The following is a 25,926-nucleotide window of genomic DNA, read 5'->3' as shown; positions in this document are numbered from 1 at the left end:
GGGGAGTATGATGTTTATTTTAGATCAATATATTGAACTATGGTGTGCCTATGGTAAAGAGAGACAAGAAGGCGAACAATTTGAAGTAACAGTACAAATGATTGCAGAAACATTATTTTGTACAGAACGGAATAGTAAATTAATTATCAAAAAGTTAGATGAATTAAATTGGATTGCTTGGTTTCCAGGGCGCGGAAGAGGGAATCGTTCTAAACTAATATTTCAAAAGCAACCAATGACATTAATTTTAGACAGAGGAAAAGAACTAACGAAAAAAGGGGATGTAAGAAGCGGAATTTCATTTGTGGAACGCTACAGCTTACAATTTCCGTTAGTAAAGAAAGAGTATGAAGCTTGGATGGATTCCATATTTGGTCATCAAATAGAAAGGACATCCGAAGGGAGAAGAGATGTCCTTCGTTTGCAGGTTCAAATGAATTTAGATATTGCATTAGATCCGGTCTACGCTACAATGCGATCGGAATGTCATATGGTTAAACATATTTTTGATACACTCGTATATGTAAATGAGGAATCAAACTATATAGAACCAAGGCTAGCTTTTCAATGGGAATATAATGATGCAGAAAAGATATGGACGTTCTATTTACGAAAAGGAGTTCACTTTCATAATAGGAAACAACTTACTGCACATGATGTTATACATTCATTGAATCGATTTATGAATGCTGAAAATAACCCACATACGTGGATGTTACAACATATTGAAAGCTTCCGCGCAGTAGATGAATATGTTATTGAAATTCAGTTACGTACGGAAAATAGGATGTTTTTACATATGATAAGTGCAGAACAGTGTTCTATCGTAAAGGAAGATGAAGCAGGAAACCTCATTGGAACAGGTCCCTTTAAATTAAGCGAAAAGAATGCACATTTATTTGTATTGGAAGCACATGATTTATATTATCGTGAAAGATCTTTTCTTGACCGAATTGAACTATTGAATGTAGAACAAAGTGTAAATACATACGATATTTTAGTAAAGGCGCAGTATAAAGATAAAGAAAAATATAATAAAGAATTATCTCGGCTTGAGTCGAACGTGACATATATAACATGCAATATTGCAAAAGAAGGACCAATGCAAAATTATATGTTCCGAAAAGCGTTATATAAAATCATTCATGGCCATGCAATCGTTCAAGAACTCGGCGGAGAACGTGGAGAAGTGGCAAAGGAAATACTATTAGCTAGTGACAGTATAGTAGAGATTGAGGAAGATATAGAAAGTTTAATTAAAGAAAGTATGTATCAAAATGAAGTGTTACAACTTTACACATTTACAGGGCAAGATCATGTAGAAGATGCGCAATGGATACAAAAAGAGTGTGCGAAGTACGGGATTCGTGTAGAAAATAATTTTCTTGAAATAGAAGAGTTATTGGAAATAAATACAATACAAAAGGCTGATATGATGCACGATAGTGCAACGATTAGCGAACGAATAGAAGATAGTCTACTATACATGTTTCTTACAAAAAACAGTTTTATTCATGGGCAAAGCAGCGTGGATTTTCATAAATTATTGTCCCCTTATTTTAAACAAGAACAAGTAGAGGAAAGAGTTACACTGTTACGCGATATTGAGGACACATTGTTACGTCAAATTCATGTTATTCCTTTATATCGCAACAAACAACAAGTAACTTCTCATGAAAAAGTACAAAATATAATGATTAATTCACAAGGGTGGATTGATTTTTATAGAATATGGTTTAAACCTTGATAGATAAAGGTTCTTATGCATTTTTTATGAGATGTGTAAGAGCCTTTTTGTATGTAAAATAGGATTGTTTTACACATTGTTACGCTACTTGTGATAAAAGTCCATTTACAACGTAACAGTGTTATGTTACATTGTTATCAGGAAGGAGTGTTATACAGTTGAGTACAGATTTAATTTCAAAAAAAGATTTATTAGAACTTACTGGTATTTCATATGGACAGTTATATAGGTGGAAAAGAAAAAATTTAATACCGGAAGATTGGTTTGTACGAAAGTCTACATTCACGGGTCAGGAGACATTTTTTCCGAAAGAAAAGATTTTAGAGCGAATTGATAAAATCCAAACGATGAAAGAGGATCTATCACTTGATGAACTAGCGAATATGTTTTCACCGAGTGTGAGGGAAATTCTTTTAACGAAGGAAGACATTTTACGTAAAGGGATTGCATCAGAACCAGTTTTACAATTTTTCATAGAACAAACGAATAAAACAGCGGAGTTTCAATTTGTAGATATTCTTTATGTGTACATGTTAGAAGAATTACTACAATCGGGAGAGATTAGTTTAGAAGAAGGAAAAATGGTCTTGCAAGTTTTATGTGAAAATTATGAAGCAATGAAACATAAAACGTGTGACTTAATCATTATCCGAAAGTTAGGGATTTCTACATGTTTCTTAGTTTCAAACGTGGACGACTTAATTTTTGAAAAAGGCACCAAAATCGTTTTACGCGAAGCGATTATGAAATATACCGAAGCATTAAAAACTAAATTGTTGTAATGGAGGAGAAAGTATGCGTACAGATAATTTGATTATAAATGGTTACGGTTCATCGAATGGCGGTGAGTTTCATAAAGTGCAATTAAACGGAAAAGGAACTGTGAATGGAAATGTCGAATGTGAGCAATTTGAATGTAACGGTTACGGAGCAGTTACTGGCGATTTGAAAAGTAACAGTGCACGAATTAGCGGATCTGGTAAAGTCGATGGCACAGTTCATGCTGAAACGATGCGAATTGATGGGAAAGCTACAATTACGCAAAATGTAAAGGCAAACAGTTTGAAAATTGCAGGAAAAGGTACGATAGGCGGAAATGTCACAGGTGAAGAATTTAAAGTCAATGGTCAAGCAACAATTGACGGTAATTGTGAAGTGGATACTTTTTCTTCAGAAGGACAATTTACAATTGGCGGATTATTAAGCGCTGATGAAATAAATATTAATATTCACGGTACATGTCGCGCGAAAGAAATTGGTGGTCAAACGATTAAAGTAAGACATAGATCAGGTACATTAAGTAGGCTATTTAAAACAGTATTTGGCTTGCAATTAGAAGCTGAACTATTAGAAGGTGACAATATTGATATTGATTATGCTCACATAAGAACGGTAAGAGGAAACAATATTACAGTAGGACCGAACTGTGAGATTGAACTCATTGAATATACAGGTGTTCTTACTGTTGATAAAAGCGCAAATGTAAAAGAAATTAAGCAGGTTTAATGGGAAGGAGAAAGTAATATGGAACATCCACATAGTCTCACAGTAAATGGTTCCGGTAATTCAGCGGGCGGAGATTATAATAAAGTGAAGATTCGCGGTGAAGGAACGATTTCTAATGATATGAGCTGTAATGAATTTAAAACGTACGGCACGAGTGATGTACGGGGGAATATGAAAGTAAAAAATTATGTTGTGTATGGAGATAGTGAAGTACAAGGAACTGTAGATGCAGAATATGTAAAAGTATATGGTAATACAAAAATGCATGGTGATGCACATATTGAAAAAACAAAAGTTAGAGGTATGATAGATATTGCTGGGAAGTTTTCAGGTGATTTTGTCGATGTAAAAGGTGCTTTAAATGTGAGGGGAAATATTGAAGTAGAAGATTTATCATTAACTGGTGGTCTTGAAAGTGATGGATTACTTAATGGTGAAAATATTCAAATCTCACTTCGTTATGAAGGAAGTAAGGTAAGAGAAATTGGTGGTAAAAAAATTACGATTCGTAAAAAAGCGAGATTTCTTCCTTTTATTAGTCATGTTGGAAACCTTCAAACTTCAATTGTTGAAGGAGATGATATTTATTTAGAACATACGATTGCTGACATAGTGAGAGGAAACAACGTTACAATTGGCCCTGGGTGTGAAATTAGTGTTGTAGAATATCATACTAGTTTTAATCAAAAGGGTAATACAGTCGTAAAAGAACATAAACAAATATAAGTAGTATGAGGGAGAGCAAGGTTATGGTTGAGAAGAATAATAAGCTCGGCTTTATTGTGGCGGGCTTATTGCTAGGTATTTTAATGGCATCAATGGATAATACCATTGTCGTAACAGCGATGGGAACGATTGTTGGTGACTTAGGAGGTCTTGAAAACTTTGTATGGGTCGTTTCTGCCTATATGGTCGCAGAAATGGCAGGTATGCCGATTTTCGGTAAACTATCAGATATGTATGGAAGAAAGAGATTCTTTATTTTTGGTTTAATCGTCTTTATGATTGGTTCGGCACTTTGTGGTACTGCTGAAAACATTACACAGTTAGGCATTTATCGTGCCATTCAAGGTATTGGCGGCGGGGCATTAGTACCGATTGCATTTACTATTGTTTTTGATATTTTCCCTCCTGAAAAGCGCGGGAAAATGGGTGGTTTATTCGGAGCGGTATTTGGATTGTCAAGTATTTTCGGGCCGTTACTTGGCGCATATATTACAGATTATATTAGCTGGCACTGGGTATTTTACATTAACTTACCGCTTGGCATTTTAGCACTTATTTTTATTACATTCTTTTATAAAGAATCACGAGTTCATAGAAAACAAAAAATTGATTGGTTTGGCGCAATTACTTTAGTTGGTGCAGTAGTTTCTTTAATGTTTGCACTTGAACTTGGCGGACAAAAATATGATTGGGATTCTAGCTTTATTTTAAGTTTATTTGGTGGATTCGCTATTTTAATTATTGCATTTATTTTTATTGAACGAAAAGTAGAAGAGCCAATCATATCATTTGAGATGTTTAAGCAGCGCTTATTCGGAATGAGTACCATTATTGCTTTATGTTATGGTGCTGCGTTTATGTCAGCAACTGTATACATTCCGTTATTCATTCAAGGTGTATACGGAGGTACCGCAACAAACTCAGGGTTATTACTATTACCGATGATGTTAGGATCAGTTGTAACAGCGCAATTAGGTGGGTTTTTAACGACGAAGCTTAGCTACCGAAACATTATGATTATTTCTGCTGTTATTATGCTAATTGGACTATTTTTATTAAGCACATTAACGCCAGAAACAAGTCGTGTATTATTAACAGTGTATATGATTATTATTGGATTTGGAGTTGGTTTCTCATTCTCTGTACTAAGTATGGCGGCTATCCACAACTTTGGTATGGAACAGCGAGGGTCTGCGACTTCAACGAGTAACTTCATTCGTTCATTAGGCATGACGCTTGGTATTACAATCTTCGGAATGATCCAAAGAACAGGTTTCCAAGATCAATTAGAAGAAGCATTTAAAGGTATGAACGGGGGAATGAATACAAACGCTTTAGGAGATTCAAGAGCTATTTTATCAGAATCGGCAAGATCTCAAATTCCACCGCAAATATTAGATAAAATTATTGATGCTCTTTCTAGCTCAATTGTCCAAACATTTATGTGGGCATTGGTACCAGCTGGTTTAGCATTCATATTTATTTTCTTTATGGGAAATGAGCGCATGGTAATTAAAAAACAACAAAAGAATAAAAAGAGTGAAACATCAAAAGCGTGATGAAAAAGCTCCCTTCCAATTGGAAAGGAGCTTTTTCGTATGTACGGATTTAGATTAGCCTTCGATGATTTCGTATTCTTCGTCTGCTAATAATAAAATTTGTGTTTTCTTACCTTTGTTTTGAACTTCGATTACATCGTAAGCACCTAGGTCTCTTATTTTGCTTTGAGAAGCGTTAACCATAACTTCAATAGAATCAATTAAGATATCTTCTTCAATGTATGATTCAGGCAATGCCATATCTTCAGTATCTAATACACATGCGTATAGATTTTGTAAGTTTTCAGCAGTTGGATTTTGTTCTTCAACATCAATGATGTTTTTTACTGCTTCCATATTTTCTTCTTTTGCTTGGTATACTTTAATTTTAGCCATTGTTTTAATCTCCTTTATAACGTAATCGTAGAGGCTACACTTCATTATAACGTTTTTTTCATGAAAGATGAAATTGTTATATGTATTTATAGGGAAATTTATGTGTTAGTACTCATTTTTAATGCGATAAGTAGGCAAATATATTCCTACGTTAAAGTTATATTGTCCAAGCTTTTCTCATACCCCCCTCATATTATGTGTATGAGATAAAACATATAGAGAAGGGATGGAGTGTAAGTGGGTTGTGAGCCGAAACGAAATGATCGATGTTGCCAAAATAGTATTTGTGAATTTTTGCGAAGTCTAGAGCCTTTTACAAAAGTTGAGAGTATTGTAATTGCCGGAAATGAAATTGTTGTATCTTATTTTCTTTCATTTAATAAGAAGAATGGTGTCGTATCCTTCGTACAAGAGGACGATGAGGTTATTTTTGTAGATTGCTCTAAGATTGATGCAATTCGAATAGGAAAAGTTTGTAGTTGTAAAACGAAAGTCAAATTTATTGAAGAGGATTTCAGTCTACTTGGAAACGTTTGTCCGCAATGTTTAACAGAGGGAAGCACACTCTTTTTTGACTTTCACAATTCAGAATTGAATTTATCACTTCAAGCAAAAACAATTGATGGACCTAGTTGTACTGAGTTTATAGATGAGATGGGAAATGTAGTAAAACAAATTACTATAATAGGTGAAGCAATTGTTTCTAAAGATTTTGTTCAAGTGCCTGAATTATTAAGTTTCCGACTAGTATTATCTGATACGGCTACGAATCCTTTAAAGTTTGGAATACTGTTCATTAATTTCCCTGATCTTACGTTTATTATTCTTTTCGCATCGAGTGGACACCTCAATATTTCGAACTGTTTGAAAATTAAGAGTGGAGCTGGTAATGTTGAAATAGAAGAGATGAAAAAGATAATATCGAATGACGATAATACGTACACATCAGTTGTTAAAGTGACTAAAGTATATAAAAACGGAGGAAGAGAATCATTTGTTTATAAGAAGGAGTTATAACATATATTTTTAAATGAACCCTTAAACTAATGTTAAGGGTTTTACATAATAATATAGATTGCGAATTATTATTAAGTATATTATCTGTAAACCTTTTTACAGGACAGTTATTTACTTATTTTTAGATGTTATAATAATTTTATATTTATGAATAATTTATAATTATATGGAATGTAGTAGACGTTTGCTTATATGTAGAAAAGAGTAGAAGTACATTAATTCTAAAGAAAGCAGGAATGTAAATGATATATGAAGCGAATATACATACAAGAGAAAAATGAGTTACTATGTTCGAAGATTTCAATAACGTTGTTTTACTTTCTTATTTACAAGGACATATGGGTACCGCTTGGGTAAATAATCTTGAAAATCCGACAGTAGCGCAAATTACAGCCCTTTCCGAACGGGAAAGCCCATCGCCTTTAGGCATGGGATGAAAGTGAGGTTGGATACGGAGTACCACTAAAAATCGCTAAGTTTGTGATACTTTAAGTATTCAAAATATTGGTATCTTTTGTGGTGTAGTTTAAAAGTAAAACTGATACAATGTGAATATGATACATGATTATAGAAGAACCAAAACAACTGTGTCATTAATTAACTACCATTTTGTGTTTTGCCCGCGATACAGAAGAAAGATTTTTCTTAACACAAAAGTAGAAGAACGTTTCAAAGAGTTGGTTCAAGAAATATGCGGAGAAATGGATGTTGCTATTGTCGCAATGGAATGCGACAAAGACCACGTTCACTTGTTCTTGCATACACTACCAACACTTAGTCCTGCTGACACAATGGCGAAAATTAAAGGAGTGGCATCGAAGCGTTTGAGAGGAGAGTTTCCTCATCTTCAACACTTGCCAAGTCTATGGACACGTTCCTATTTTGTTTCTACTGCTGGAAATGTATCGACTGAGACAATTAAACAGTATGTTGAAAATCAAAAGACGAGGGGGTGAAAATTGTGTCACAAACAATCACAGTCAAAGTTAAATTGCTTCCAACAAAAGAACAAATTCAGTTATTGGAACAAAGTAGCTATGAGTATATCAAAGTCATTAATACACTTGTATCTGAAATGGCTGAAGCGAAGAAGAGCACTAAGAAAAGTACAAAAGATGTTGAAGCTAATCTTCCAAGCGCAGTGAAGAACCAAGCAATTAAAGACGCTAAAAGTGTGTTTTCTACAAAGGTGAAAAAAAGTAAATACAAAGTTATTCCGATTCTAAAGAGACCTGTTTGTGTATGGAACAATCAAAACTATTCGTTTGACTTCACGCACATTTCAGTTTCACTCATGGTAAATGGAAAATCAACTCGCTTAAAGGTTCGTGCTTTATTAACTGATAAATATAATCGCAATTTTAATTTGTTAACACACAAGTTAGGTACACTTCGTATCACGAAGAAATCTAATAAGTGGATTGCTCAAATATCTGTCACGATTCCTACAAATGAAAAAACAGGAACGAAGATTTTAGGGGTAGATTTAGGTCTTAAAGTCCCTGCGGTAGCTATCACAGACGATGATAAAGTTCGTTTCTTCGGCAATGGTAGACAAAACAAATATATAAAACGTAAGTTTCGTAGTGTTCGTAAGAAGTTAGGTGAAAATAAGAAATTAAATGCCATTCGACAACTTGATGATAAAGAACAAAGATGGATGCAAGACCAAGACCACAAAGTAAGTCGTGAAATCATTGACTTTGCAACCGATAATAACATTTCTGTTATTCGTTTAGAACAACTAACGAATATTAGACAGACGGCAAGAACAAGCCGTAAAAACGAGAAAAATCTACACACTTGGTCATTCTATCGTTTAGCACAATTCATTGAATACAAAGCGAATTTAGTTGGTATTAAGGTAGAATATGTGAACCCTGCTTATACAAGTCAAACATGTCCGAAATGTTCTGAAAAGAACAAAGCACCAGACAGAAAATACAAGTGCCGATGTGGATTTGAGAAACATCGTGATATTGTTGGGGCGATGAATATTCGCTACGCAACTGTGATTGATGGTAACAGTCAATCAGCCTAAGATGCTATACGTACTGTCTTAGGAGGGGCAATGAGATGCCCTCATCTTGAAGTCTGTTCAAAACAGAAATGGACTGCGAACGTTTAGTCATTCAAGAATCCCACCCGTCAACCCGTAAGGATAAGGGCTTGCGACTTTAGTCGTGGGAGTCTCAAGCTGGGGATTTAAAGGTGAAAGAAACAGAAGAATTGCTTCGAAACATTCCTGATAGAATGTTAGCCATCGTAAATAGTGTAGAATGGAAAAAGCGTCTAGAAACATTTTACGAAAGAAAAATAGATAAGTTTTTACGCTATAAATTTAAACGTAATGCAGAAGTTTTTGATCGTTCAAAATTACAATCTCTTATATCAGCGCTTCCAAAAGGATACGAGTTAAGAAGAATAGATGAAAATATCGTAAATAACCCTACATTACATAAAGTCTCTAAAGATTTTACAAGTCAATTTCAATCAGTAGAAGATTATATAAACCGAGGTATAGGGTATTGTATCTTGTATAAAGGAGAAGTTGTATGCGGTGCATCATCATATAGCATTTATGATAATGGCATTGAAATTGAAGTTGCGACTGATCACAATTATAGAAGAAAAGGATTGGCGACTATAGTTAGTGCAGCACTAATCTTGGACTGTTTAGAAAAAGGGATATATCCAAACTGGGATGCAGCGAATACTACATCTGCAAAACTAGCTGAAAAACTAGGATATGTTTTTGATAAGGCGTATGATACTTATTTTGTGGATAATAGTTCAAATAAAAGAGCAGTTAGCCAAAGCTAACTGCTCCTCTCCAAAGGGGGAATGGAGAGATACAATCATGTTATTTACATTATTGACGGGAGGTTGATTTTTAATCAATCTTCTATAAAAGTTGAGATAAAATATTTTTAATTAACCCTGAGGATCCAATTAAGAGTACTGATAAAAAAACGATTGAGAATATACTTTTTTTAGGTTTTTTAAATTCTATGTATATGTTAATAATGGCACCAATTGCAACTACAGTAAAGATAACGAGTCTTATTACATCTATCATAAATAACGCTCCTTTTAATTACTTAATTGTATTATATAGGAATTGTCCTTTCGATTAGTTTATTTGAATACGATTTAAGGTAATTTTAAACAAACTAATCATTTATACAAAAGTAAGGTTAAGAAAAAAGACAGCGTAAGAAGTAATAGTATATCTTGTAGAAGCTGATGTTGACCAAATAAATTAGGGTTATTATCTATGCAGAAAAGTATAATTAATATTTATATATACTCACTTTAGGTACTTTTACAACTTAAATAATAAAACATGCTTTTCATAATGATCCAAACACCAATTATATTTTTCTAGAATAATTGGATGAACAACTTCTTTCGGAGTATCGACCTCAGTATAGCCATATTTCTTATAAAAGTTTTTTAATTCCTCAAAAGGAAGACAATATACATTTGGAACTTGTAATTTCTTCGCAGTTTCTACTAAAAATGAAACAAGATCCCCAGCTAATTGTAGCCCTCTAAATTGAGGAAGAATATAAATTCCACCCATTTCTAAAGTATCTTCATCTATTTGGACTAATCGTCCAACACCTGCATAATCATTGTTGTATGTAATAATTGCAACTTTGTCTCTTTTTAAATCACTTCGTACAAATCCTATTGAGTCATATTGATTATTAATCCATTCTAAATCATTAGATGTAGCCATTTGGATACTCATAGACATCCTCCTTCGGAATACTAGCACTATCTTTATTATATAAAACATAAGATGCTATATCAAAAGAACCTTGATATAGCACATTTGCAAAATTTATTAGTTGAAGTTGTAGATTTGCTGGTATTGAAATGATAATTTCAACTAAAAGAGGATAAGAACCTTGTGAATTTAGTGTAAAACTAGTTCTTGTGTTTGGTAACGCATTATTATTTAAGCGTATAGAGTTTATAGGCTTATTTTAATTGGTGTAGCTACTATATTATTGGAACTAGTAAGGAAATATAATAATCCCCAGCCTGAGTGATAAAAATCGTATTAGGATTTAGCAAAAAAAACCTCCTGAAAAAGAAAAGGGATTTAAAAATAAGAGCACTTCGAAAAGTGCCCTTCAGTAACGACTACTCATTCTAAAAAGAAAGGATGCAATATATCATATGAAGTTAAGTGTATTTAATTATGGGCCTTTTATATAAAAGTTTTATTTTGTATTTTATTCCGAATAAAAAGGCGGTTGTTTCCGCAACCACCTTTCAGTAAAATAAAGCACTTTTTATGAAATAAATTATGGATGATCCCTAAAAAAGGTTATAGGATATACTCACATTTTTATAACTAAAGTGACGAGTTCAGGTTATAAGAAAGGAACAATTATATTGTATGAAATCTATTCTAGAGTAGTCGCAAAGAAAGCTGTCTTCTTATTTGAAGGCAGCTTTCTTTTATTAGAAAAAGAAGTAGAAGTAAAATAAAAGATTAAGTTACTTGTCCAAACAAATCTTTAAAAAATACATAAAATGCTAATAGTTAGTCAATATTTTAATATTGCTAACTTTTAAGACTAAAAGGGGTGATTTTATGTGTGAATGTGAAGTTTGTAGAAGAAAGAAAAACCGAGATCCATTAAATCGGGATTGTGAGCCGAAAAAACGAGCTCCTAAGCTAAAAAAAGAGGATTGTGAACCAAAAAAAGAGGATTGTGAACCAAAAAAAGAGGATTGTGAACCAAAAAAAGAGGATTGTGAGCCAAAAAAAGAGGATTGCGAATCATTAAATTATTATTCGTTTAGTAAAAATACAAATTTTTTAGAGGAAGCTATACAAACAGATAAAATCGATCAAATTTCTGAGGAATATATTGAAATAGTTGATTCAGCAGATGTACAAGTTACTACTACAGATACAAAAGCTGCGCTATCTATCCAAGCGGCATTACAAGCAGCTATTGTGGTTGTAGTAAGTATTTCTATAGCAGATAGTGAAAAGGCAGATAAAATAACACAAGAATTATTTCAAAAATCAGCTATTAAACAAATTAATAGACAAAAAACATTTATTAAAAATTCCAGAAACGTAACCGTAACAACTACTGATACAGATATTGCAGTGAATATTCAAATTCTCCTTCAAATTTTATTAGCTTTATTAGTTAAACTAAACATTTTATAAAGTGTCTATCCTATTGATATTTAGCTATAAGTTTTCACTCTAAGTAAACGTTTTTTGTTGTAACATATGGTACAAGCTTGGACTTCTTATTATGACTGAATTAATATTCAAGATAAATGAAAAAGCAAGTGTGGAAAACTACAAATGAAGTTGAAATACATTATTTAACAGTAAATGAAACTTATATTTATGTGAAGTGAAGGAAAGAAAGCTGACTTCTTATTAGAAGCCAGCTTTTTAAAGTTATTAGTAAAAAGAAGTGGAAAATAGAAGATTAAGTTACTTGTCCAAGCAATTTTTATTAAATTACATATAATGCTCTTAGTTATTTGAAATTTTTATAGAAAATTGATTGGAGTGAATATTGTAAATGGATGATTTAAACAAATTTTCTTCCTTTAAGTTTGATAAGGATCAAAAGAATATAATTATAGACCTTTTACTCTCAGATATTTTTAATAGGCATGGGATAAATGAAGAAAAACTAAAAAATTTATCGCCAGAAAAAAAGCAGCAAATTAAAAGTATTGTTTCTGAAATACAATCACAAGTTAATAATTATTTAGATTGAAAGGGGGTGAACGTATGGACAAAACATGTCATTCAGATGAAAATAAAAAATGGAGTGCATTAGATTACTCAAATCCTCATCCATCTTTTAAAAATGCTAGTGTTTCAGAAGCAGCTGCGCAAGAAAGTAAAACTTACCAAATTTCTGAAGAATCAATTACAATTGTCGATTCAGCAGATGTAGAAGTTACTACTACAGATACAAAAGCTGCGTTATCTATTCAAGCGGCATTACAAGCAGCTATCGTGGTTATAATAAGTATTTCTATAGCAGATAGTGAAAAAGCTGATCGTGTTGCACAAGAATTGTTTCAAAAATCATCTATTAAACAAATTAATAAACAAGAAACTGTTATTAGAAATTCTAGAAATGTTACAGTTACGACTACTGATACAGACATAGCAGTAAATGTTCAAATTCTTCTCCAAATTTTATTAGCGTTACTAGTTAAATTGAATATTTTATAAAGTGTTTAACTTGTTTTTTATCTAGTGATTCTTTTACTGTTTTAATTATAGTACAGGCTATAAATATTACTCATAGCTGGATTAATATTTAACATCGCTAAAATAATAATGAGAGCAATGTGATGGAAAATGAAGTTTGGTTATTTTATGAAAATTTAAAAGCCATTTCCTTTATTGGATTTGGCTTTTAAATTTTAAACAGTATGAATTTGAAAAGATTATATTAAGATAAAGAATTAAAATATAATGATACAAAATACTTATAAAATTATTCGTGTTTTAGAAAAATAATAAGAAAAAGGTGTTTAAAATAGAATCATTTGTATTAACAGTTCAAGTTTTGAAGAATAGTGCATACAATATAAAGTGTTTTCCTTTCTTCATTTAAGTTTTACGTATATAATTTAAAAGTACTATTTTTATTTTATATTTTTTATATTTATAACAGAATAGAGGTTTAAAAATGGGTGTTAAAATCATTACGGATAGTGCGGCGGATTTACCAGTAGAATTGCTGCAAGCATATGATATTGATTTAATTCCACTCCGTGTTTATGATGAATCAGAAACAGAGTATTTAGATGGAGTAACATTAGAGTCAGTTACATTATTGCAAAAAATGAGAGAAGGCGCTGTTTATAGAACGTCATTGCCCTCACTTGAAACTTTCCAAGAAAAATTTGTTTCTTATGCAAAAGAAGGTAATCCTTGTATATATTTAGCTTTTTCATCTGAACTGTCTGGTACATATCAATCATCAGTTCTCATTAAAGAGGAAGTAAAAGAAACATATGCTAACTTAGATTTAGAAATTATTGATACGAAATGTGCTTCGCTTGGTCAAGGTCTTGTTGTTTTAGAAGCTGCTAAAATGGCGAAAGACGGTGCATCAAAAGAAGATATTTTAAAACGTGTTGATTTTCTAATGAACCATATGGAACATATCTTCACTGTAGCTGACTTACAGTACTTAGTGAGAGGTGGACGTTTAAGTAAAGTCGCAGGATTTATCGGTGGTTTACTAAACATTAAACCGATCTTAAACGTGGAAGAAGGAAAACTTGTACCACTTGAAAAGGTAAGAGGGAAAAAGAAAGTACTTGGCCGAATTGTCGATATAATGGAAGAGCGTGGAAAAGAACTTAAAGGTCAAACAATCGGTATAACTCACGGTGACGATTTAGAAACAGCTGAAGCATTAAAAGCATTAATTACAGAAAGATTTGGCTGTGAAGTATTTATCGTAAATACAATTGGTGCAGCAATCGGAGCACATACAGGACCTGGCGTTATAACGTTGTTTTTCTTAAATGAAGTAGAGTAAAGGATTGATCTTTTGATCAATCTTTTTTTCTTCAAGGTAATGTTACTATTTCTGTAGCAGATGAGCTGAAAAAATTTAAGGGATTATTACATATGGGTGTTATTACAGAAGATGAATTTAATGCGAAGAAAAAGGAGTTACTAAATATATAAATTAGTTTTTTATGAAATTAGTATGAAAATGCTAAATATAATATATAAAAAAGATGATTCTGTTGTGGACAGAACCATCTTTTTTATGTATTGAAGTATTTTGTTTATAGAAATCTAAATATTTGAAGATATTAAAATTTTACCATTTCATATATAATTGTGTAGGGAGAAGAATCTGTAACTATTTGTAAAAAAAGGGGGCGGCTATAAAATGCATGAAATTGCTAGATGGGATTTAGATCGATTATATACGTGTGGAGACATTATATTTCCAATATTGGAGTTAAAAGAGCAATATATTGTGACAAAGGACGTAGAAATCCTTTCAAAACTTATTCAATCTATTGAAAAAGCAGAATACTATTTGTACTGTCGATTGACTGAAGAAAGTGTTTCATCTGACATTACTAGATTAACTATGAAAGTAAAAGAACTAAAAAGTGAAGTGCAGCAAGTCATACAGCAAAGTGAAGTGGAAATTACTGATAATACTAGGCTAATAAAAGATGAACTACATGCGTGGGAAAATATGTACATACAATTAAGGAATAGGATAGAAATAGAGCACAATAATAAGCAATTATCATTTGGACAAGCAAATCATGTTGCAATGAATAGTGATAATGAAAAGGAAAGACTAGAAGTATTCGAGTCATTAATATGTGCTTTACATAAGGAGAAAGAAATTTTTGCTACTGTATTAAATCAAATAGGAAGATTGCGTAATACAAAGAGTAATGAATTAGAAGACATAGATATTTTAACTCAATCTTTTCATGCAAATGGCATTTCAGAAACTGTATTATTACAAATATGGAATACGACAGAAGAAAACCTAGATAAATTAGTAAGTGCTTTAAACGTGTATAAGAAAGGTAGAGCTTCGATTACATGGCATGAACTTATGACAGTAAAGGAGAATAATGAGGTTATTATTCCTTTTTCAGTAGCAGTACAAAACATATACGATGCATTAAAAAATATAGATGAAGAATTAGCAGAATTTGCACGTCATGCGATAGAAAGTGGTTGGGTAGATGCAGAACCGAGAGAGAATAAACCCCCAGGTGGATTTTGTGCTCCTTTTTTCAATGAAAAAGAATCTCGAATCTCTATGCGTTATGACGGAAGTATCGATAGTGTAAGGATACTTGCCCACGAACTAGGACATGCTTGGCATTTTTATAATATGAGTTTTGAGCAATCCTCTTCTTTTTTAGATGATTATTTGCCAATGAGTACAGCTGAATCAGCGTCTATTTTCTTTGAAACATTGCTTATAAATTATCTAATTCAAACAACAGATAGTATAGATATAAAAAAGTCATTGCTTAGCTGGAAAATAAGAAACTGTTTTAATTATATAATGGCAATTCGAGCATCGTTCGAATTTGAGAAGAACTTTTATGAAAAATGTAAAGTAAGTCCTTTAAGTGCTGATCAAATCGAGAAATTATCTATAGTAGCGCAAGAAAAAGCATATGGAAATTCATTATCAGAATATCAGCCGTTTGTTTGGATGAAATATGTTCAGTTTTATTTAGCAGATGTTCCTTTTTATAATTATCCATACACATTTGGGTATTTAGCTAGTTTTAGTTTATTAGAAATAGCTAAAGAAAGGAAAAGTACTTTTCACTTGAAATATAAAGAGTTTTTACGAGAAACAGGAAAAAATTCAGTGGAAGAACTTATGAAAAAACATTTTGAAATAAATATAACAAGCTATGAATTTTGGGATAAAGCTTTTAAACAAATTTCTAAAGATATTGATGAATATTTGCAACTTATGTAAGGGGAGAGTAAAGTGAATCACCAACTTATAAAGGGAATACCTTTTTCAACTTTAGAATATGCACAAGTTATAAGTTTATTAAAAGGTTGGCTACATGAAAAACAAGAGAAACCAAGATTTGTAGTAACTGCAAATCCTGAAATTGTGATGTCTGCAAAGGAAAGCACGGCTAAATCTAAACAGTTTAAAAAGATGTTACTATCTGCGGATTTAATAACAGCGGATGGAATTGGTGTCATAATTGGCTCGAAAATATTAAAAGGAACGCTGAAAGAACGCGTCACTGGGGCAGATATCACTCACGATTTAATAAAATATTGTAACGATAATAGATACCGCGTCTTTCTTTTTGGAGCTGCTCCAGAAAGTAATAAAAAGGCATTAGAAAAATTAAATGAGCAGTTCCCGGGAGCACAGTTTAAAGGACAGCATGGATTTGTAAATGGCGAAGAAATAGAAGAAGTAAAAATGAAAATAAAGCAATTCAAGCCGCACTTATTGCTAGTAGGACTAGGTTCACCAAAACAAGAAGAATTCATCTATGAAAACATACAAACATTAAACATTCCACTATCTATTGGTATTGGAGGTATGATCGATATATTATCTGGTACTGTAAAAAGAGCACCGAAAATTATGAGGGATACAGGAACTGAATGGTTATATAGATTACTCTCACAGCCGAAAAGATTAAAGAGACAAATCGTACTTCCGAAATTTTTATTGTCGGTTATGTCTGAAAGAATTAAAGGGAGTAATTAATAAAGGAGAGTACATTCATGAACAGAATCGGCATTATCGGAGCAATGCAAATTGAAATAGACTTACTTTTAGAAAAATTAGTTGTACAAGAAGAACAAATAATTGCGGGAATGCCTTTTTACGTTGGAGAATTCATGGGAACTGAAGTAATTGTTACAAGATGTGGTGTAGGGAAAGTAAATGCAGCCGCATGTACGCAAACATTAATTCATAAATTTGATGTAGATGCTATCATCAATACAGGTGTTGCTGGTGGGTTACACCTAGATGTAAAAGTTGGTGATATCGTTATTTCAACGAATGTTACCCATCATGATGTAAGTAAGACTCAAATGAAAAACTTATTCCCGTTTCAAGAAGAATTTATCGCAAGTAAGGAATTAGTAGAGTTAGCGCGTATTGCATGCAATAGTAGTAATTTACATATAGAGGTTCATGAAGGAAGAATTATAAGCGGTGAATGTTTTGTTGAAGATTCAAAACTAAAAGCGAAATTAATAGACGAATATGCACCGCATTGTACAGAAATGGAAGGTGCAGCAATTGGACATGTTGCCTACATAAATGAAGTACCGTTTCTCGTAATGCGATGTATTTCTGACAGTGCAGACGATGAAGCACAAATTTCTTATGATGACTTCGCGAAAACGGCCGCAAACTATTGTTCAGAAATTATCGTTGAGATGCTGAAAAATATATCAAGTAAAACTGTATTATAATTCAAAAGGAGAGAATGAAATGTTACAAGCATTAATTTTTGATATGGACGGAACGTTATTTCAAACAGATAAAATTTTAGAATTATCGTTAGATGATACTTTTAATCATTTACGTTCATTACAATTATGGGATACGGTAACACCTATTGATAAGTACCGTGAAATTATGGGCGTGCCGTTACCGAAAGTTTGGGAAGCTTTATTACCGGATCATTCTCTTGAAATAAGAGAACAAACAGATGCATATTTTTTAGAAAGATTAATTGAAAACATTAAGAGCGGAAAAGGTGCTTTATATCCGAATGTAAAAGAGATTTTTACATATATAAAAGAAAATAATTGCTCAATACATATTGCAAGTAATGGTTTAACTGAATATCTACGAGCAATCGTATCTTATTATGATTTAGACCAATGGGTTACTGAAACGTTTAGTATTGAACAAATAAACTCACTTAATAAAAGCGACTTAGTAAAAAGTATTTTGAACAAATATGATATAAAAGAAGCAGCTGTAGTCGGGGATCGTTTATCTGATATAAGCGCAGCTAAAGATAATGGCTTGATTGCGATTGGATGTAATTTTGATTTTGCACAAGAAGATGAACTTGCCCAAGCTGATATAGTAATAGATGATTTACTGGAGTTGAAGGGGATATTGCCTGCTATATAGAGAGAATGAAGTTGTTTAAATTACAATATAATCATTCTAAAAATAATAAAGTCGTTTAAAAATCTTTCTTCCATTAACGGAGTAAATTGCTTAGTGGGGAATTAAAATAAGTACTTGTGGCTTCTGAAGAAATGGAAAAAGAAAGATGTTAAATACAAAGTAGACTCTGTTATACAGAGGTAGAGATAGTGGTATTCATTTGTGATGGATTAGTAATGGTTTGATTTGGATTATAAAGTGTGTGCGTTTTTTGCCAAGTACTATATGACTTATTCTATGGAGGAAATATGCTTAAAGATAATTTTAACATTAATAATATTCCCACGGTTTTGTGGGGAGATAAAAGTGAAAAAGTTTTTATTGCAGTACATGGAAATATGTCAAATAAGGAAGATGCAGTTATTCAAATATTAGCTGAAGAAGCTAATCAAAAAGGTTATCAAGTATTAAGCTTTGATTTACCTGAGCATGGAGAAAGAACAAATGATAATACTCCTTGCAAAGTACAGTTTTGTGTTAGTGAATTATCTATAATTATGAATTACGCAAAAGAGCATTGGAAAGAAGTAAGTGTGTTTGCATGTAGTATAGGAGCTTATTTTAGCCTTTTAGCCTATCAAAATGATGTGATTGAAAAGGCATTATTTTTATCACCAGTAGTTAATATGGAACGAATTATCGAAAATATGATGAAATGGTTTAATGTAACACCAGAACTTTTGCAAAAAGAAATGATTATAGAGACACCGATTGGTCAAAAGTTATATTGGGATTATTTATGCTATGTAAAAGAACATCCTATTAATACATGGAATATAGATACATATATTATGTACGGAGCTAAGGATGAACTGTGTGAATTTGAAATTATTAACGATTTTACAAAAAAACATCGTTGTGCATTAGAAGTCATGGAGACAGGTGAACATTATTTTCATACTGAAGAACAGTTAAAGATATTTGAACTGTGGTTACACAAGCTTATAGATTAACAAATTATAACTTAACTTGAACAATGTTAGAGTAGAATGATGAATTTATAAACTGATATTATATTTGAGAGACATTATAAATGTAAATCTATTCATTTAAGCAAACAGCTACTTTAGTTCAATAAGACTTAAACAACTATATTATCGATTTAAAACTGAAGTGAAGAATACACATACTACGAATTGAATAAGATAACAATCATAAAAATGCTCAGAATAAATGATTCTAGAGCATTTTTATGTGTTTCTATATTAAGGGGGGATTTACTTGAAAGATATACATATTCAACAAATTGAAGATTTAATGATATACGAACACGAATATCTTGTTCAGGAAAGCAAAGACGAAGGATTTTATTTCCTAATAAAATTAATAAGTGAATATGAAAATAAAATAAACACATTTAATAAAACGGGTGAATGTCTATATGGTATTTTTCAAGGGGAAAAGTTAATTGGAATAGGAGGGTTAAATGAGGATCCATATACAGAAAATAATAAGATTGGCCGATTAAGGCGATTTTATATTTCAAAGGACTATCGTCGTATAGGGCTAGGAAAGTCGTTATTAAACAAACTATTATCTCATGCGGAAAAGAATTTTAAAGTAGTTGTTTTACATACAGATACAAAACAAGGTGATGCATTTTATAGTGCAAATGGATTTGTGAAGGGGCAGGTATATAAAGGCTCTAGTCACTATAAAGTATTATGTTAGTAAAAAAAGAGACCTCTGCTTCGAAAAATAAGCGTATGAAGTCTCTTTTTTCTAGTCAATTATGTTTAACATTCATTTTTTTCAATAGTCCCTTCGGATCACCTTTTACATAATAAAAATGTGGATTATTTTCATCGTCGTAAAGCATAATATAAGGTTTTTGATTAAGAGGGAGAAGAATAAGTACTTCATCAATTGTTGTTTGTAGCCATTGATTTGTAATAGAAACTGGTTTAGATAAAGGAATTTTTATCATGTGACCATCTTTTGGAACGACATTTAAGTTTTTGAAGGGGCCAGTAATGGATTTAGCATATTGAACAGCTTTTTTTTGAATAGCTGGATCTAAAGATTGTTTTTGAACGACCATTTCTTTTTGACAATCAAATACTTCAATTTGTTGATTTGTATTTGCGAACGCATTTGTTGATAATAAGAAGAAAAGAAGAGTAATGACCCCGATTTTTTTCATCATAGTACAACACCTCGTTTTTACTATACCCTTAACTGGTTCAAATATTTTTCTGTCACATACATGTAACAAAGAAGTTGTATGATACAATTAATTTTTGTTTAAAAGCAATGGAGGATAATGTATGAAAGTATTAATCACAGATGATGAACAAGATATGCTAAGGATTTTAAAAGCTTATTTTGAGAAAGAAGGCTTCGAAGTTTTCTTAGCGAAAGATGGAGAAGAAGCACTTCAAATATTTTATGATGAAAAAATTGATTTAGCTATTTTAGATTGGATGATGCCGAAACATAGTGGTATTACTGTTTGTAAGGAAATAAAGAAAAACTCAAGCGTAAAAGTATTAATGCTTACGGCGAAAAGTGAAAGCGAAGATGAATTAGCAGCGCTTCAAAGCGGGGCAGATGAGTACGTAAAAAAACCATTTCATCCAGGTGTATTAATCACTAGAGCGAAAAAGCTTATACAGCACGATGATGTCATTCAAGTTCAAGATTTGAAAATAGATTTTACGAAAAATAAAGTTTATAAAAATGACAAAGAGTTAGATATTACAAAAACAGAGCTAGAATTAATAAAGTGTTTTTTAAGTCATAAAGGCATGATTTTGACTCGTAAAAAATTGTTAGATATCGTATGGGGATTTGACTATTTTGGAGAAGAGCGAACTGTTGATACACATGTAAGAAGGTTACGTAAAAAAGTAGGAGAAAATATTATAAAGACGCATCGTGGTTTAGGGTATAGTTTGGAGGAGCAGAGTGAATAAACTTGGAAAAAAACTATTTCTCAGCATTTCTTTAACTGTTATTCTTATTTTTACGATCTCTTTATTAATAATTAACTATCTTTTACCGAAATATAATATTTACAAAACGAGAGAGAACTTGAATGAATTTACAATGCAAATACAAAATACATCTGTAAATGAGTTAGAAGATGTAATTCGTACAATTGAAAGCGAAAATAACGTTACGTTTGCATATACGTCAATCAATCAGTCAGAAGATGATATGAACGAATCGTTACGCATGCAACTTACGAAAAAGAAAGTAGTTTTAAATAAACTGTGGATTACGAAAGATGCAGTCATGAAGGTGAAAGTGGAAGGGCAATCGAATAAACTATATGATCAAGAGAAGTTAAAAGCAAGTTTTTTCGCTAAATATATTGCAAAAGATAATACAATAATTTTAATGGGAACTTCTATTGCACATTCTAACGAAATTATAAAAACGTTAAATACATTTTATTTATACATTCTTTGTTTCTCACTCCTTCTTATTATTTTACTTGTGTGGATACTTTCAAAAATAATAACGACTCCATTAAAAGAGCTAAGTGATGTAGCTCAGGACATTTCACATTTGAAGTTTAAAAGAACAAAAGTGAAAACGAACGATGAAATAGGGGAGTTAGCCGATAGTATTAATATCATGAGTGATACACTACATGAAGCACATCAAGATTTAACAGATCGTAATGAACATTTAAAACGATTTATGGGTGATGTGACGCATGAATTAAAGACACCAATTGCATTAGTAAAAGCATATTCTATGGGAATTAAGGATGGGTTAGATGATGGGACATACGTAGATACAATTATAAAACAAACAGATCAAATATCAAACTTAATTGAAGAACTATTACGATTTTCGAAGTTAGAAAGAGATGTTTTACAAAAAGAAGAATTCCCTATTGAACCATTAGTCCGAAGTATAATAGATAAGCATAAAATTGAACTGGATTCAAAAGAAATACAGTTGCAGACGAACAGTAATATTAAAAATCAGGTCATTTATGCGGATTTAAATAAAATGGGAATGGTGTTTCAAAATTTAATTTCTAACGCAATAAAATATACAACAAATCAAAACATAATAATCACTTTAGAAGAGAGAAATAAAAGTGTATATTTTCAAATTAAAAATGGGATTAATGCAGAACAAATTCAAGATATCGAAAAAATTTGGGAACCTTTTTATGTCTTAGACTCTTCACGAAGTAAAGAAAAATCAGGTACAGGATTAGGACTAGCGATAGTAAAAAGTATTTTAGAAAGACATGGTCTTGACTATGGAGTTTCTTCTACAGATGGAGAAATTCAATTTTATATAAATATGAAAAAGGACTAATGGAAATATTAGTCCCTTTTATAGTTTTAGAAGTTAGTCACCGCAATTTTCAAAATTGAGGTATTAAATGGAGAATTTGCAAATGTCCTACTTTAATTTAATTCACGTGAAGTTCACAGGGAAACGTTATATTTATATAGTTGTATTTAATTTTAATAAAGCGAGGTATTAGAATTTGATAAGAAAGAAAATCGTAATTGGTAGTGTTTTAATGGGAATGACGTTATCTTTATCTGCATGTGGTTCATCAGAAAATATTGTAACTACAAAATCAGGGAGTATTTCAGAAAGTGATTTTAACAAGAAATTAAAAGAGAATTACGGGAAACAAAATTTATCTGAAATGGTAGTAGAGAAAGTATTAAACGATAAATACAAAGTTACTGATGAAGAGGTAACAAAACAAATAAAAGAATTAAAAACAAAGATGGGCGATAATTTTAATACGTATATGGAATCAAATGGTGTGAAAAATGAAGACCAGTTGAAAGAGAAGCTAAAGCTTACTTTTGCGTTTGAAAAAGCGATTAAAGCAACTGTGACGGAAAAAGAAGTTAAAAATCATTATAAACCAAAACTTCAAGCAAGTCATATTTTAGTGAAAGATGAAAAGATAGCAAAAGAAATTAAAGAAAAACTAAACAATGGCGAAGATTTCGCAGCACTGGCTAAACAATATTCAGAGGATCCAGGCTCTAAAGAAAAAGGTGGAGATCTATCTGAATTTGGACCAGGTATGATGGTAAAAGAGTTTGAGGATGCTGCATATAAATTAGAAGTTGGTCAAGTGAGTGAGCCTATTAAATCTTCTTTCGGCTACCATATTATTAAGCTAACGGGTAAAAAAGAGCTTAAACCGTATGAAGAAGAAAAGGTGAATATTCGTAAAGAATTAGAACAGCAACGTATACAAGATCCTCAATTCCATCAACAAGTTACGAGAGACATACTTAAAAATGCAGATATAAAGGTATCTGATAAAGATTTAAAAGATACCTTTAAAGAGATTGAAAAATAATATATGGAATGTAAGGCAATCGATAGAGATATTGGTTGTCTTTTTGTATTTCTAAGCAAAGAGTGAATGAGAAAAATAATTTCACATTTGAATTGAATTTTACTTAATATGAAATCTCTAAGTTTCTCAACTTTTAAAGTTTATTAAAACTGAATTTTCAGTCATTTTGTTATATAGTAAAAGAGAGTGATTTTAGGGAGGGGACATTTTGAGAAAAAAGAGTATAGCAATTACATTTTCAGCAATGCTATCTATGGCAGTTATACCTAGCTTTACAATGAATGTATTTGCAGAGAAGACGGAAGAGACAAAAAACACGAAAATTGAATTAGAAAACGGGATGACAAAACCGATTTACTCGCTTGATGAAGCGATTATTGAAAATTTATTTGTAGAAACGGAAGTAGATAGTGATCGAGATGGAAAAAAGGATCGTGTATCGGTAAAAGTTATGCGTCCAAAAACTGATTCGAATGTGAAAGTTCCTGTTATATATGAAATGAGTCCATATCGAGCTGGCTTAAAAGATGTTCCTGTATATAACGTAGATGAAGAATTGTATGCGTATGAAGGGAAACCGTATGGAGCTGTTAATCTTGGTTCGTATGGAAATTATTATGTACCAAGAGGCTATGCAGTCATTTTAGGTGAAAGTATTGGAACTGGGAAATCAGATGGGTGTCCGACGACTGGGGATGAGCAAGAAATATTAGGGACGAAATCTGTAATTGATTGGGTAAATGGACGTGCGAAAGCATATAAAGAAAATGGTGAGGAAGTTAAAGCTGATTGGTCAACGGGAGATGTCGGTATGACAGGAGTCTCTTATAATGGTACGTTACCAAATGCTGTTGCGACGACAGGCGTTGAAGGGTTGAAAACAATTATTCCAATCGCAGCGATTAGTAGTTGGTATGATTATTATCGTGCAAACGGTGCAGTGATTGCGCCAGGTGGATACCAAGGAGAAGATACAGATAATATGGCAGAAGCAGTATTAACAAGGGAAAACCCTGAAGTTTGCGGACAAGTAATAAAAGAGCTAACAGCCGGACAGGACCGGAAAACTGGTAATTATAATGATTTTTGGGATAAACGAAATTATGTAAAAGATGCTAAAAATATAAAGGCGAGTGTGTTTGTTGTTCATGGTTTAAATGATTGGAATGTAAAAACGAAGCAGTTCGCGCAATGGTGGGAAGCGCTTGGAGAGAATGATGTTCCTCGTAAAATGTGGCTACATCAAGGTGGACACGGTGGAACATCAACGAATGACTGGCAAAGAACACAAAATAAATGGTTCGATTATTGGTTATATGGAATTGAAAATGGGATTATGAATGAGCCAATGGTTGATGTACAACGTGAAAATAAAACATGGGAAAAATTAAAAAACTGGCCAGATTCAGCAGCTGTACCGTCAAAAGTGCGAATGTATTTAAGTAATAAAGCAGTTAATTTACCATTCAGTATGGGTTCTGTTAATAAGATGTTTTCATTCGTAGATGATGCAAAAATGAAATCAAACGAATTAGTAGCAAATCCAGAATTAGAAGTAGCCAATCGATTAGTGTATACAATGCCTGTACTGCAAAAAGATACGCGTATAAGTGGTACACCAAAGATTTCAATTACAGGAAATATTGATCGATCTGTATCAAATTTAACAGCATTACTTGTTGATTACGGAGGAACGAAGCCGGAAATCGTAACACGAGGCTGGATGGATCCACAAAACGTAAAAAGTATAGAAAATTCAACAGCGATTCAACCAGGCAAAGATTATACATTTACATGGGACATGCAGCCAGATGATTATGTCTTTAAAGCTGGGCATCAAATAGGAGTCGTTTTAATTGCTAGCGACTATGATTATACAATTAGACCGAAAGCGGGCACGAAGCTTACAGTGAAATTAAGTGAAGTGACATTGCCAATTGTGAAATAAATAGTTATGGATAAAGAGGCTGTCCCAAAAGGTGCTTTTTA

Annotated in this window: 23 protein-coding genes and 4 pseudogenes; 24 read left to right on the top strand and 3 right to left on the bottom strand. The window is 32.1% G+C overall.

Annotation, left to right across the window (positions count from 1 at the left end; all coding sequences use genetic code 11):
- Nucleotides 1-10 precede the first annotated feature (10 nt).
- From ACTFR9_RS06780 to ACTFR9_RS06760, 5 genes are all read left to right on the top strand, one after another.
- Nucleotides 11-1,747 carry an SgrR family transcriptional regulator gene (locus ACTFR9_RS06780; protein ID WP_098947295.1) on the top strand — a complete coding sequence of 579 codons (1,737 nt, stop codon included), beginning with the start codon at nt 11-13 and terminating at the stop codon, nt 1,745-1,747.
- Between the two features lie 158 nt (nt 1,748-1,905).
- On the top strand, nt 1,906-2,529 hold the full coding sequence (locus ACTFR9_RS06775) for a YhbD family protein (protein WP_000102247.1): 624 nt from the start codon (nt 1,906-1,908) through the stop codon (nt 2,527-2,529).
- A gap of 13 nt (nt 2,530-2,542) precedes the next feature.
- Nucleotides 2,543-3,253 carry a bactofilin family protein gene (locus ACTFR9_RS06770; RefSeq protein WP_001258377.1) on the top strand — a complete coding sequence of 237 codons (711 nt, stop codon included), beginning with the start codon at nt 2,543-2,545 and terminating at the stop codon, nt 3,251-3,253.
- An 18-nt stretch (nt 3,254-3,271) separates the two neighbouring features.
- Entirely contained in the window at nt 3,272-3,979 is a 708-nt protein-coding gene (locus ACTFR9_RS06765) for a hypothetical protein (RefSeq protein ID WP_000400898.1), read from the top strand.
- Between the two features lie 23 nt (nt 3,980-4,002).
- Entirely contained in the window at nt 4,003-5,538 is a 1,536-nt protein-coding gene (locus ACTFR9_RS06760; protein WP_000229602.1) for an MDR family MFS transporter, read from the top strand.
- 54 nt (nt 5,539-5,592) lie between these two features.
- On the opposite strand, the gene ACTFR9_RS06755 is transcribed toward ACTFR9_RS06760, so the two are convergent.
- A complete protein-coding gene (locus ACTFR9_RS06755; RefSeq protein WP_001062732.1) occupies nt 5,593-5,913 on the bottom strand; it encodes a hypothetical protein in 321 nt (106 codons plus the stop codon).
- A gap of 237 nt (nt 5,914-6,150) precedes the next feature.
- Between ACTFR9_RS06755 and ACTFR9_RS06750 the strand changes: the two genes are divergently transcribed.
- The 5 genes and pseudogenes from ACTFR9_RS06750 to ACTFR9_RS06730 form a co-directional block, all read left to right on the top strand.
- Nucleotides 6,151-6,930, top strand: coding sequence for a BC_2878 family exosporium-associated protein (locus tag ACTFR9_RS06750; RefSeq protein ID WP_229136692.1), 780 nt, complete (start codon nt 6,151-6,153; stop codon nt 6,928-6,930).
- Between the two features lie 287 nt (nt 6,931-7,217).
- Nucleotides 7,218-7,322 (top strand): annotated as a pseudogene (locus tag ACTFR9_RS06745) (GNAT family N-acetyltransferase); the annotation flags it as partial.
- A gap of 162 nt (nt 7,323-7,484) precedes the next feature.
- The gene (gene tnpA / locus ACTFR9_RS06740; RefSeq protein ID WP_046199214.1) at nt 7,485-7,886 is read left to right on the top strand and encodes an IS200/IS605 family transposase; all 402 of its coding nucleotides are present in this window, start codon (nt 7,485-7,487) and stop codon (nt 7,884-7,886) included.
- Nucleotides 7,887-7,891: 5 nt separating this feature from the next.
- A complete protein-coding gene (locus ACTFR9_RS06735) occupies nt 7,892-8,971 on the top strand; it encodes an RNA-guided endonuclease TnpB family protein (RefSeq protein WP_440048960.1) in 1,080 nt (359 codons plus the stop codon).
- A 155-nt stretch (nt 8,972-9,126) separates the two neighbouring features.
- Nucleotides 9,127-9,753 (top strand): annotated as a pseudogene (locus ACTFR9_RS06730) (GNAT family N-acetyltransferase); the annotation flags it as partial.
- Between the two features lie 502 nt (nt 9,754-10,255).
- On the opposite strand, the gene ACTFR9_RS06725 reads toward ACTFR9_RS06730, so the two are convergent.
- Nucleotides 10,256-10,687, bottom strand: a complete 432-nt coding sequence (locus tag ACTFR9_RS06725) for a GNAT family N-acetyltransferase (RefSeq protein WP_229136294.1) — start codon at nt 10,685-10,687, stop codon at nt 10,256-10,258.
- Nucleotides 10,688-11,542: 855 nt separating this feature from the next.
- Here ACTFR9_RS06725 and ACTFR9_RS06720 point away from each other — a divergent pair.
- The 10 genes and pseudogenes from ACTFR9_RS06720 (at nt 11,543) to ACTFR9_RS06675 (ending at nt 20,306) form a co-directional block, all read left to right on the top strand.
- Nucleotides 11,543-12,133 carry a spore coat protein gene (locus ACTFR9_RS06720; protein WP_000333022.1) on the top strand — a complete coding sequence of 197 codons (591 nt, stop codon included), beginning with the start codon at nt 11,543-11,545 and terminating at the stop codon, nt 12,131-12,133.
- 370 nt (nt 12,134-12,503) lie between these two features.
- Nucleotides 12,504-12,704: a spore coat protein W gene (locus ACTFR9_RS06715; RefSeq protein ID WP_000342253.1), complete on the top strand. Its 201-nt coding sequence runs from the start codon at nt 12,504-12,506 to the stop codon at nt 12,702-12,704.
- Between the two features lie 14 nt (nt 12,705-12,718).
- A complete protein-coding gene (locus ACTFR9_RS06710; RefSeq protein WP_000361679.1) occupies nt 12,719-13,171 on the top strand; it encodes a spore coat protein in 453 nt (150 codons plus the stop codon).
- A gap of 463 nt (nt 13,172-13,634) precedes the next feature.
- On the top strand, nt 13,635-14,495 hold the full coding sequence (locus tag ACTFR9_RS06705) for a DegV family protein (protein WP_000538295.1): 861 nt from the start codon (nt 13,635-13,637) through the stop codon (nt 14,493-14,495).
- 47 nt (nt 14,496-14,542) lie between these two features.
- Nucleotides 14,543-14,647, top strand: a pseudogene (locus ACTFR9_RS06700) (SHOCT domain-containing protein); the annotation flags it as partial.
- A gap of 211 nt (nt 14,648-14,858) precedes the next feature.
- Nucleotides 14,859-16,442, top strand: coding sequence for a M3 family metallopeptidase (locus ACTFR9_RS06695; RefSeq protein ID WP_229136295.1), 1,584 nt, complete (start codon nt 14,859-14,861; stop codon nt 16,440-16,442).
- 12 nt (nt 16,443-16,454) lie between these two features.
- Entirely contained in the window at nt 16,455-17,204 is a 750-nt protein-coding gene (locus ACTFR9_RS06690) for a WecB/TagA/CpsF family glycosyltransferase (protein ID WP_073541756.1), read from the top strand.
- A gap of 17 nt (nt 17,205-17,221) precedes the next feature.
- Nucleotides 17,222-18,596, top strand: a pseudogene (locus ACTFR9_RS06685) (5'-methylthioadenosine/adenosylhomocysteine nucleosidase).
- 287 nt (nt 18,597-18,883) lie between these two features.
- Nucleotides 18,884-19,588: an alpha/beta hydrolase gene (locus tag ACTFR9_RS06680; RefSeq protein ID WP_000910323.1), complete on the top strand. Its 705-nt coding sequence runs from the start codon at nt 18,884-18,886 to the stop codon at nt 19,586-19,588.
- A gap of 268 nt (nt 19,589-19,856) precedes the next feature.
- On the top strand, nt 19,857-20,306 hold the full coding sequence (locus ACTFR9_RS06675) for a GNAT family N-acetyltransferase (protein WP_000651665.1): 450 nt from the start codon (nt 19,857-19,859) through the stop codon (nt 20,304-20,306).
- A 55-nt stretch (nt 20,307-20,361) separates the two neighbouring features.
- Here the strand turns inward: ACTFR9_RS06675 and ACTFR9_RS06670 are convergent, their stop codons facing one another.
- A complete protein-coding gene (locus ACTFR9_RS06670; protein ID WP_000976095.1) occupies nt 20,362-20,781 on the bottom strand; it encodes a hypothetical protein in 420 nt (139 codons plus the stop codon).
- A gap of 121 nt (nt 20,782-20,902) precedes the next feature.
- Between ACTFR9_RS06670 and ACTFR9_RS06665 the strand changes: the two genes are divergently transcribed.
- The 4 genes from ACTFR9_RS06665 to ACTFR9_RS06650 all read left to right on the top strand — a co-directional run bounded on the left by ACTFR9_RS06665 (nt 20,903) and on the right by ACTFR9_RS06650 (nt 25,885).
- The gene (locus tag ACTFR9_RS06665; protein WP_000866097.1) at nt 20,903-21,550 is read left to right on the top strand and encodes a response regulator transcription factor; all 648 of its coding nucleotides are present in this window, start codon (nt 20,903-20,905) and stop codon (nt 21,548-21,550) included.
- On the top strand, nt 21,543-22,919 hold the full coding sequence (locus ACTFR9_RS06660; RefSeq protein WP_001037244.1) for a sensor histidine kinase: 1,377 nt from the start codon (nt 21,543-21,545) through the stop codon (nt 22,917-22,919). Before ACTFR9_RS06665 ends, ACTFR9_RS06660 begins: the two co-directional genes overlap by 8 nt.
- Nucleotides 22,920-23,094: 175 nt before the next feature.
- Nucleotides 23,095-23,937, top strand: coding sequence for a peptidylprolyl isomerase PrsA (locus tag ACTFR9_RS06655; protein WP_000619728.1), 843 nt, complete (start codon nt 23,095-23,097; stop codon nt 23,935-23,937).
- Nucleotides 23,938-24,145: 208 nt separating this feature from the next.
- On the top strand, nt 24,146-25,885 hold the full coding sequence (locus tag ACTFR9_RS06650) for a Xaa-Pro dipeptidyl-peptidase (protein WP_001227890.1): 1,740 nt from the start codon (nt 24,146-24,148) through the stop codon (nt 25,883-25,885).
- The last annotated feature ends 41 nt before the right edge of the window (nt 25,886-25,926 follow it).

It is taken from the genome of Bacillus cereus group sp. MYBK222-1 (assembly GCF_051916425.1).
Classification (GTDB): Bacteria; Bacillota; Bacilli; order Bacillales; family Bacillaceae_G; genus Bacillus_A; species Bacillus_A paranthracis.
This window is presented reverse-complemented; position numbering and strand designations above follow the sequence as displayed.

Bases quoted from the DNA above. Each gene is read 5' to 3' on its own strand.
- ACTFR9_RS06695 (WP_229136295.1), top strand. From the start codon at position 14,859: ATGCATGAAATTGCTAGATGGGATTTAGATCGATTATATACGTGTGGA.
- ACTFR9_RS06725 (WP_229136294.1), bottom strand. From the start codon at position 10,687: ATGAGTATCCAAATGGCTACATCTAATGATTTAGAATGGATTAATAAT.
- ACTFR9_RS06770 (WP_001258377.1), top strand. From the start codon at position 2,543: ATGCGTACAGATAATTTGATTATAAATGGTTACGGTTCATCGAATGGC.
- ACTFR9_RS06710 (WP_000361679.1), top strand. From the start codon at position 12,719: ATGGACAAAACATGTCATTCAGATGAAAATAAAAAATGGAGTGCATTA.
- ACTFR9_RS06755 (WP_001062732.1), bottom strand. From the start codon at position 5,913: ATGGCTAAAATTAAAGTATACCAAGCAAAAGAAGAAAATATGGAAGCA.
- ACTFR9_RS06670 (WP_000976095.1), bottom strand. From the start codon at position 20,781: ATGATGAAAAAAATCGGGGTCATTACTCTTCTTTTCTTCTTATTATCA.
- tnpA (WP_046199214.1), top strand. From the start codon at position 7,485: ATGATACATGATTATAGAAGAACCAAAACAACTGTGTCATTAATTAAC.
- ACTFR9_RS06665 (WP_000866097.1), top strand. From the start codon at position 20,903: ATGAAAGTATTAATCACAGATGATGAACAAGATATGCTAAGGATTTTA.
- ACTFR9_RS06715 (WP_000342253.1), top strand. From the start codon at position 12,504: ATGGATGATTTAAACAAATTTTCTTCCTTTAAGTTTGATAAGGATCAA.
- ACTFR9_RS06720 (WP_000333022.1), top strand. From the start codon at position 11,543: ATGTGTGAATGTGAAGTTTGTAGAAGAAAGAAAAACCGAGATCCATTA.
- ACTFR9_RS06765 (WP_000400898.1), top strand. From the start codon at position 3,272: ATGGAACATCCACATAGTCTCACAGTAAATGGTTCCGGTAATTCAGCG.
- ACTFR9_RS06680 (WP_000910323.1), top strand. From the start codon at position 18,884: ATGCTTAAAGATAATTTTAACATTAATAATATTCCCACGGTTTTGTGG.
- ACTFR9_RS06760 (WP_000229602.1), top strand. From the start codon at position 4,003: ATGGTTGAGAAGAATAATAAGCTCGGCTTTATTGTGGCGGGCTTATTG.
- ACTFR9_RS06705 (WP_000538295.1), top strand. From the start codon at position 13,635: ATGGGTGTTAAAATCATTACGGATAGTGCGGCGGATTTACCAGTAGAA.
- ACTFR9_RS06780 (WP_098947295.1), top strand. From the start codon at position 11: ATGTTTATTTTAGATCAATATATTGAACTATGGTGTGCCTATGGTAAA.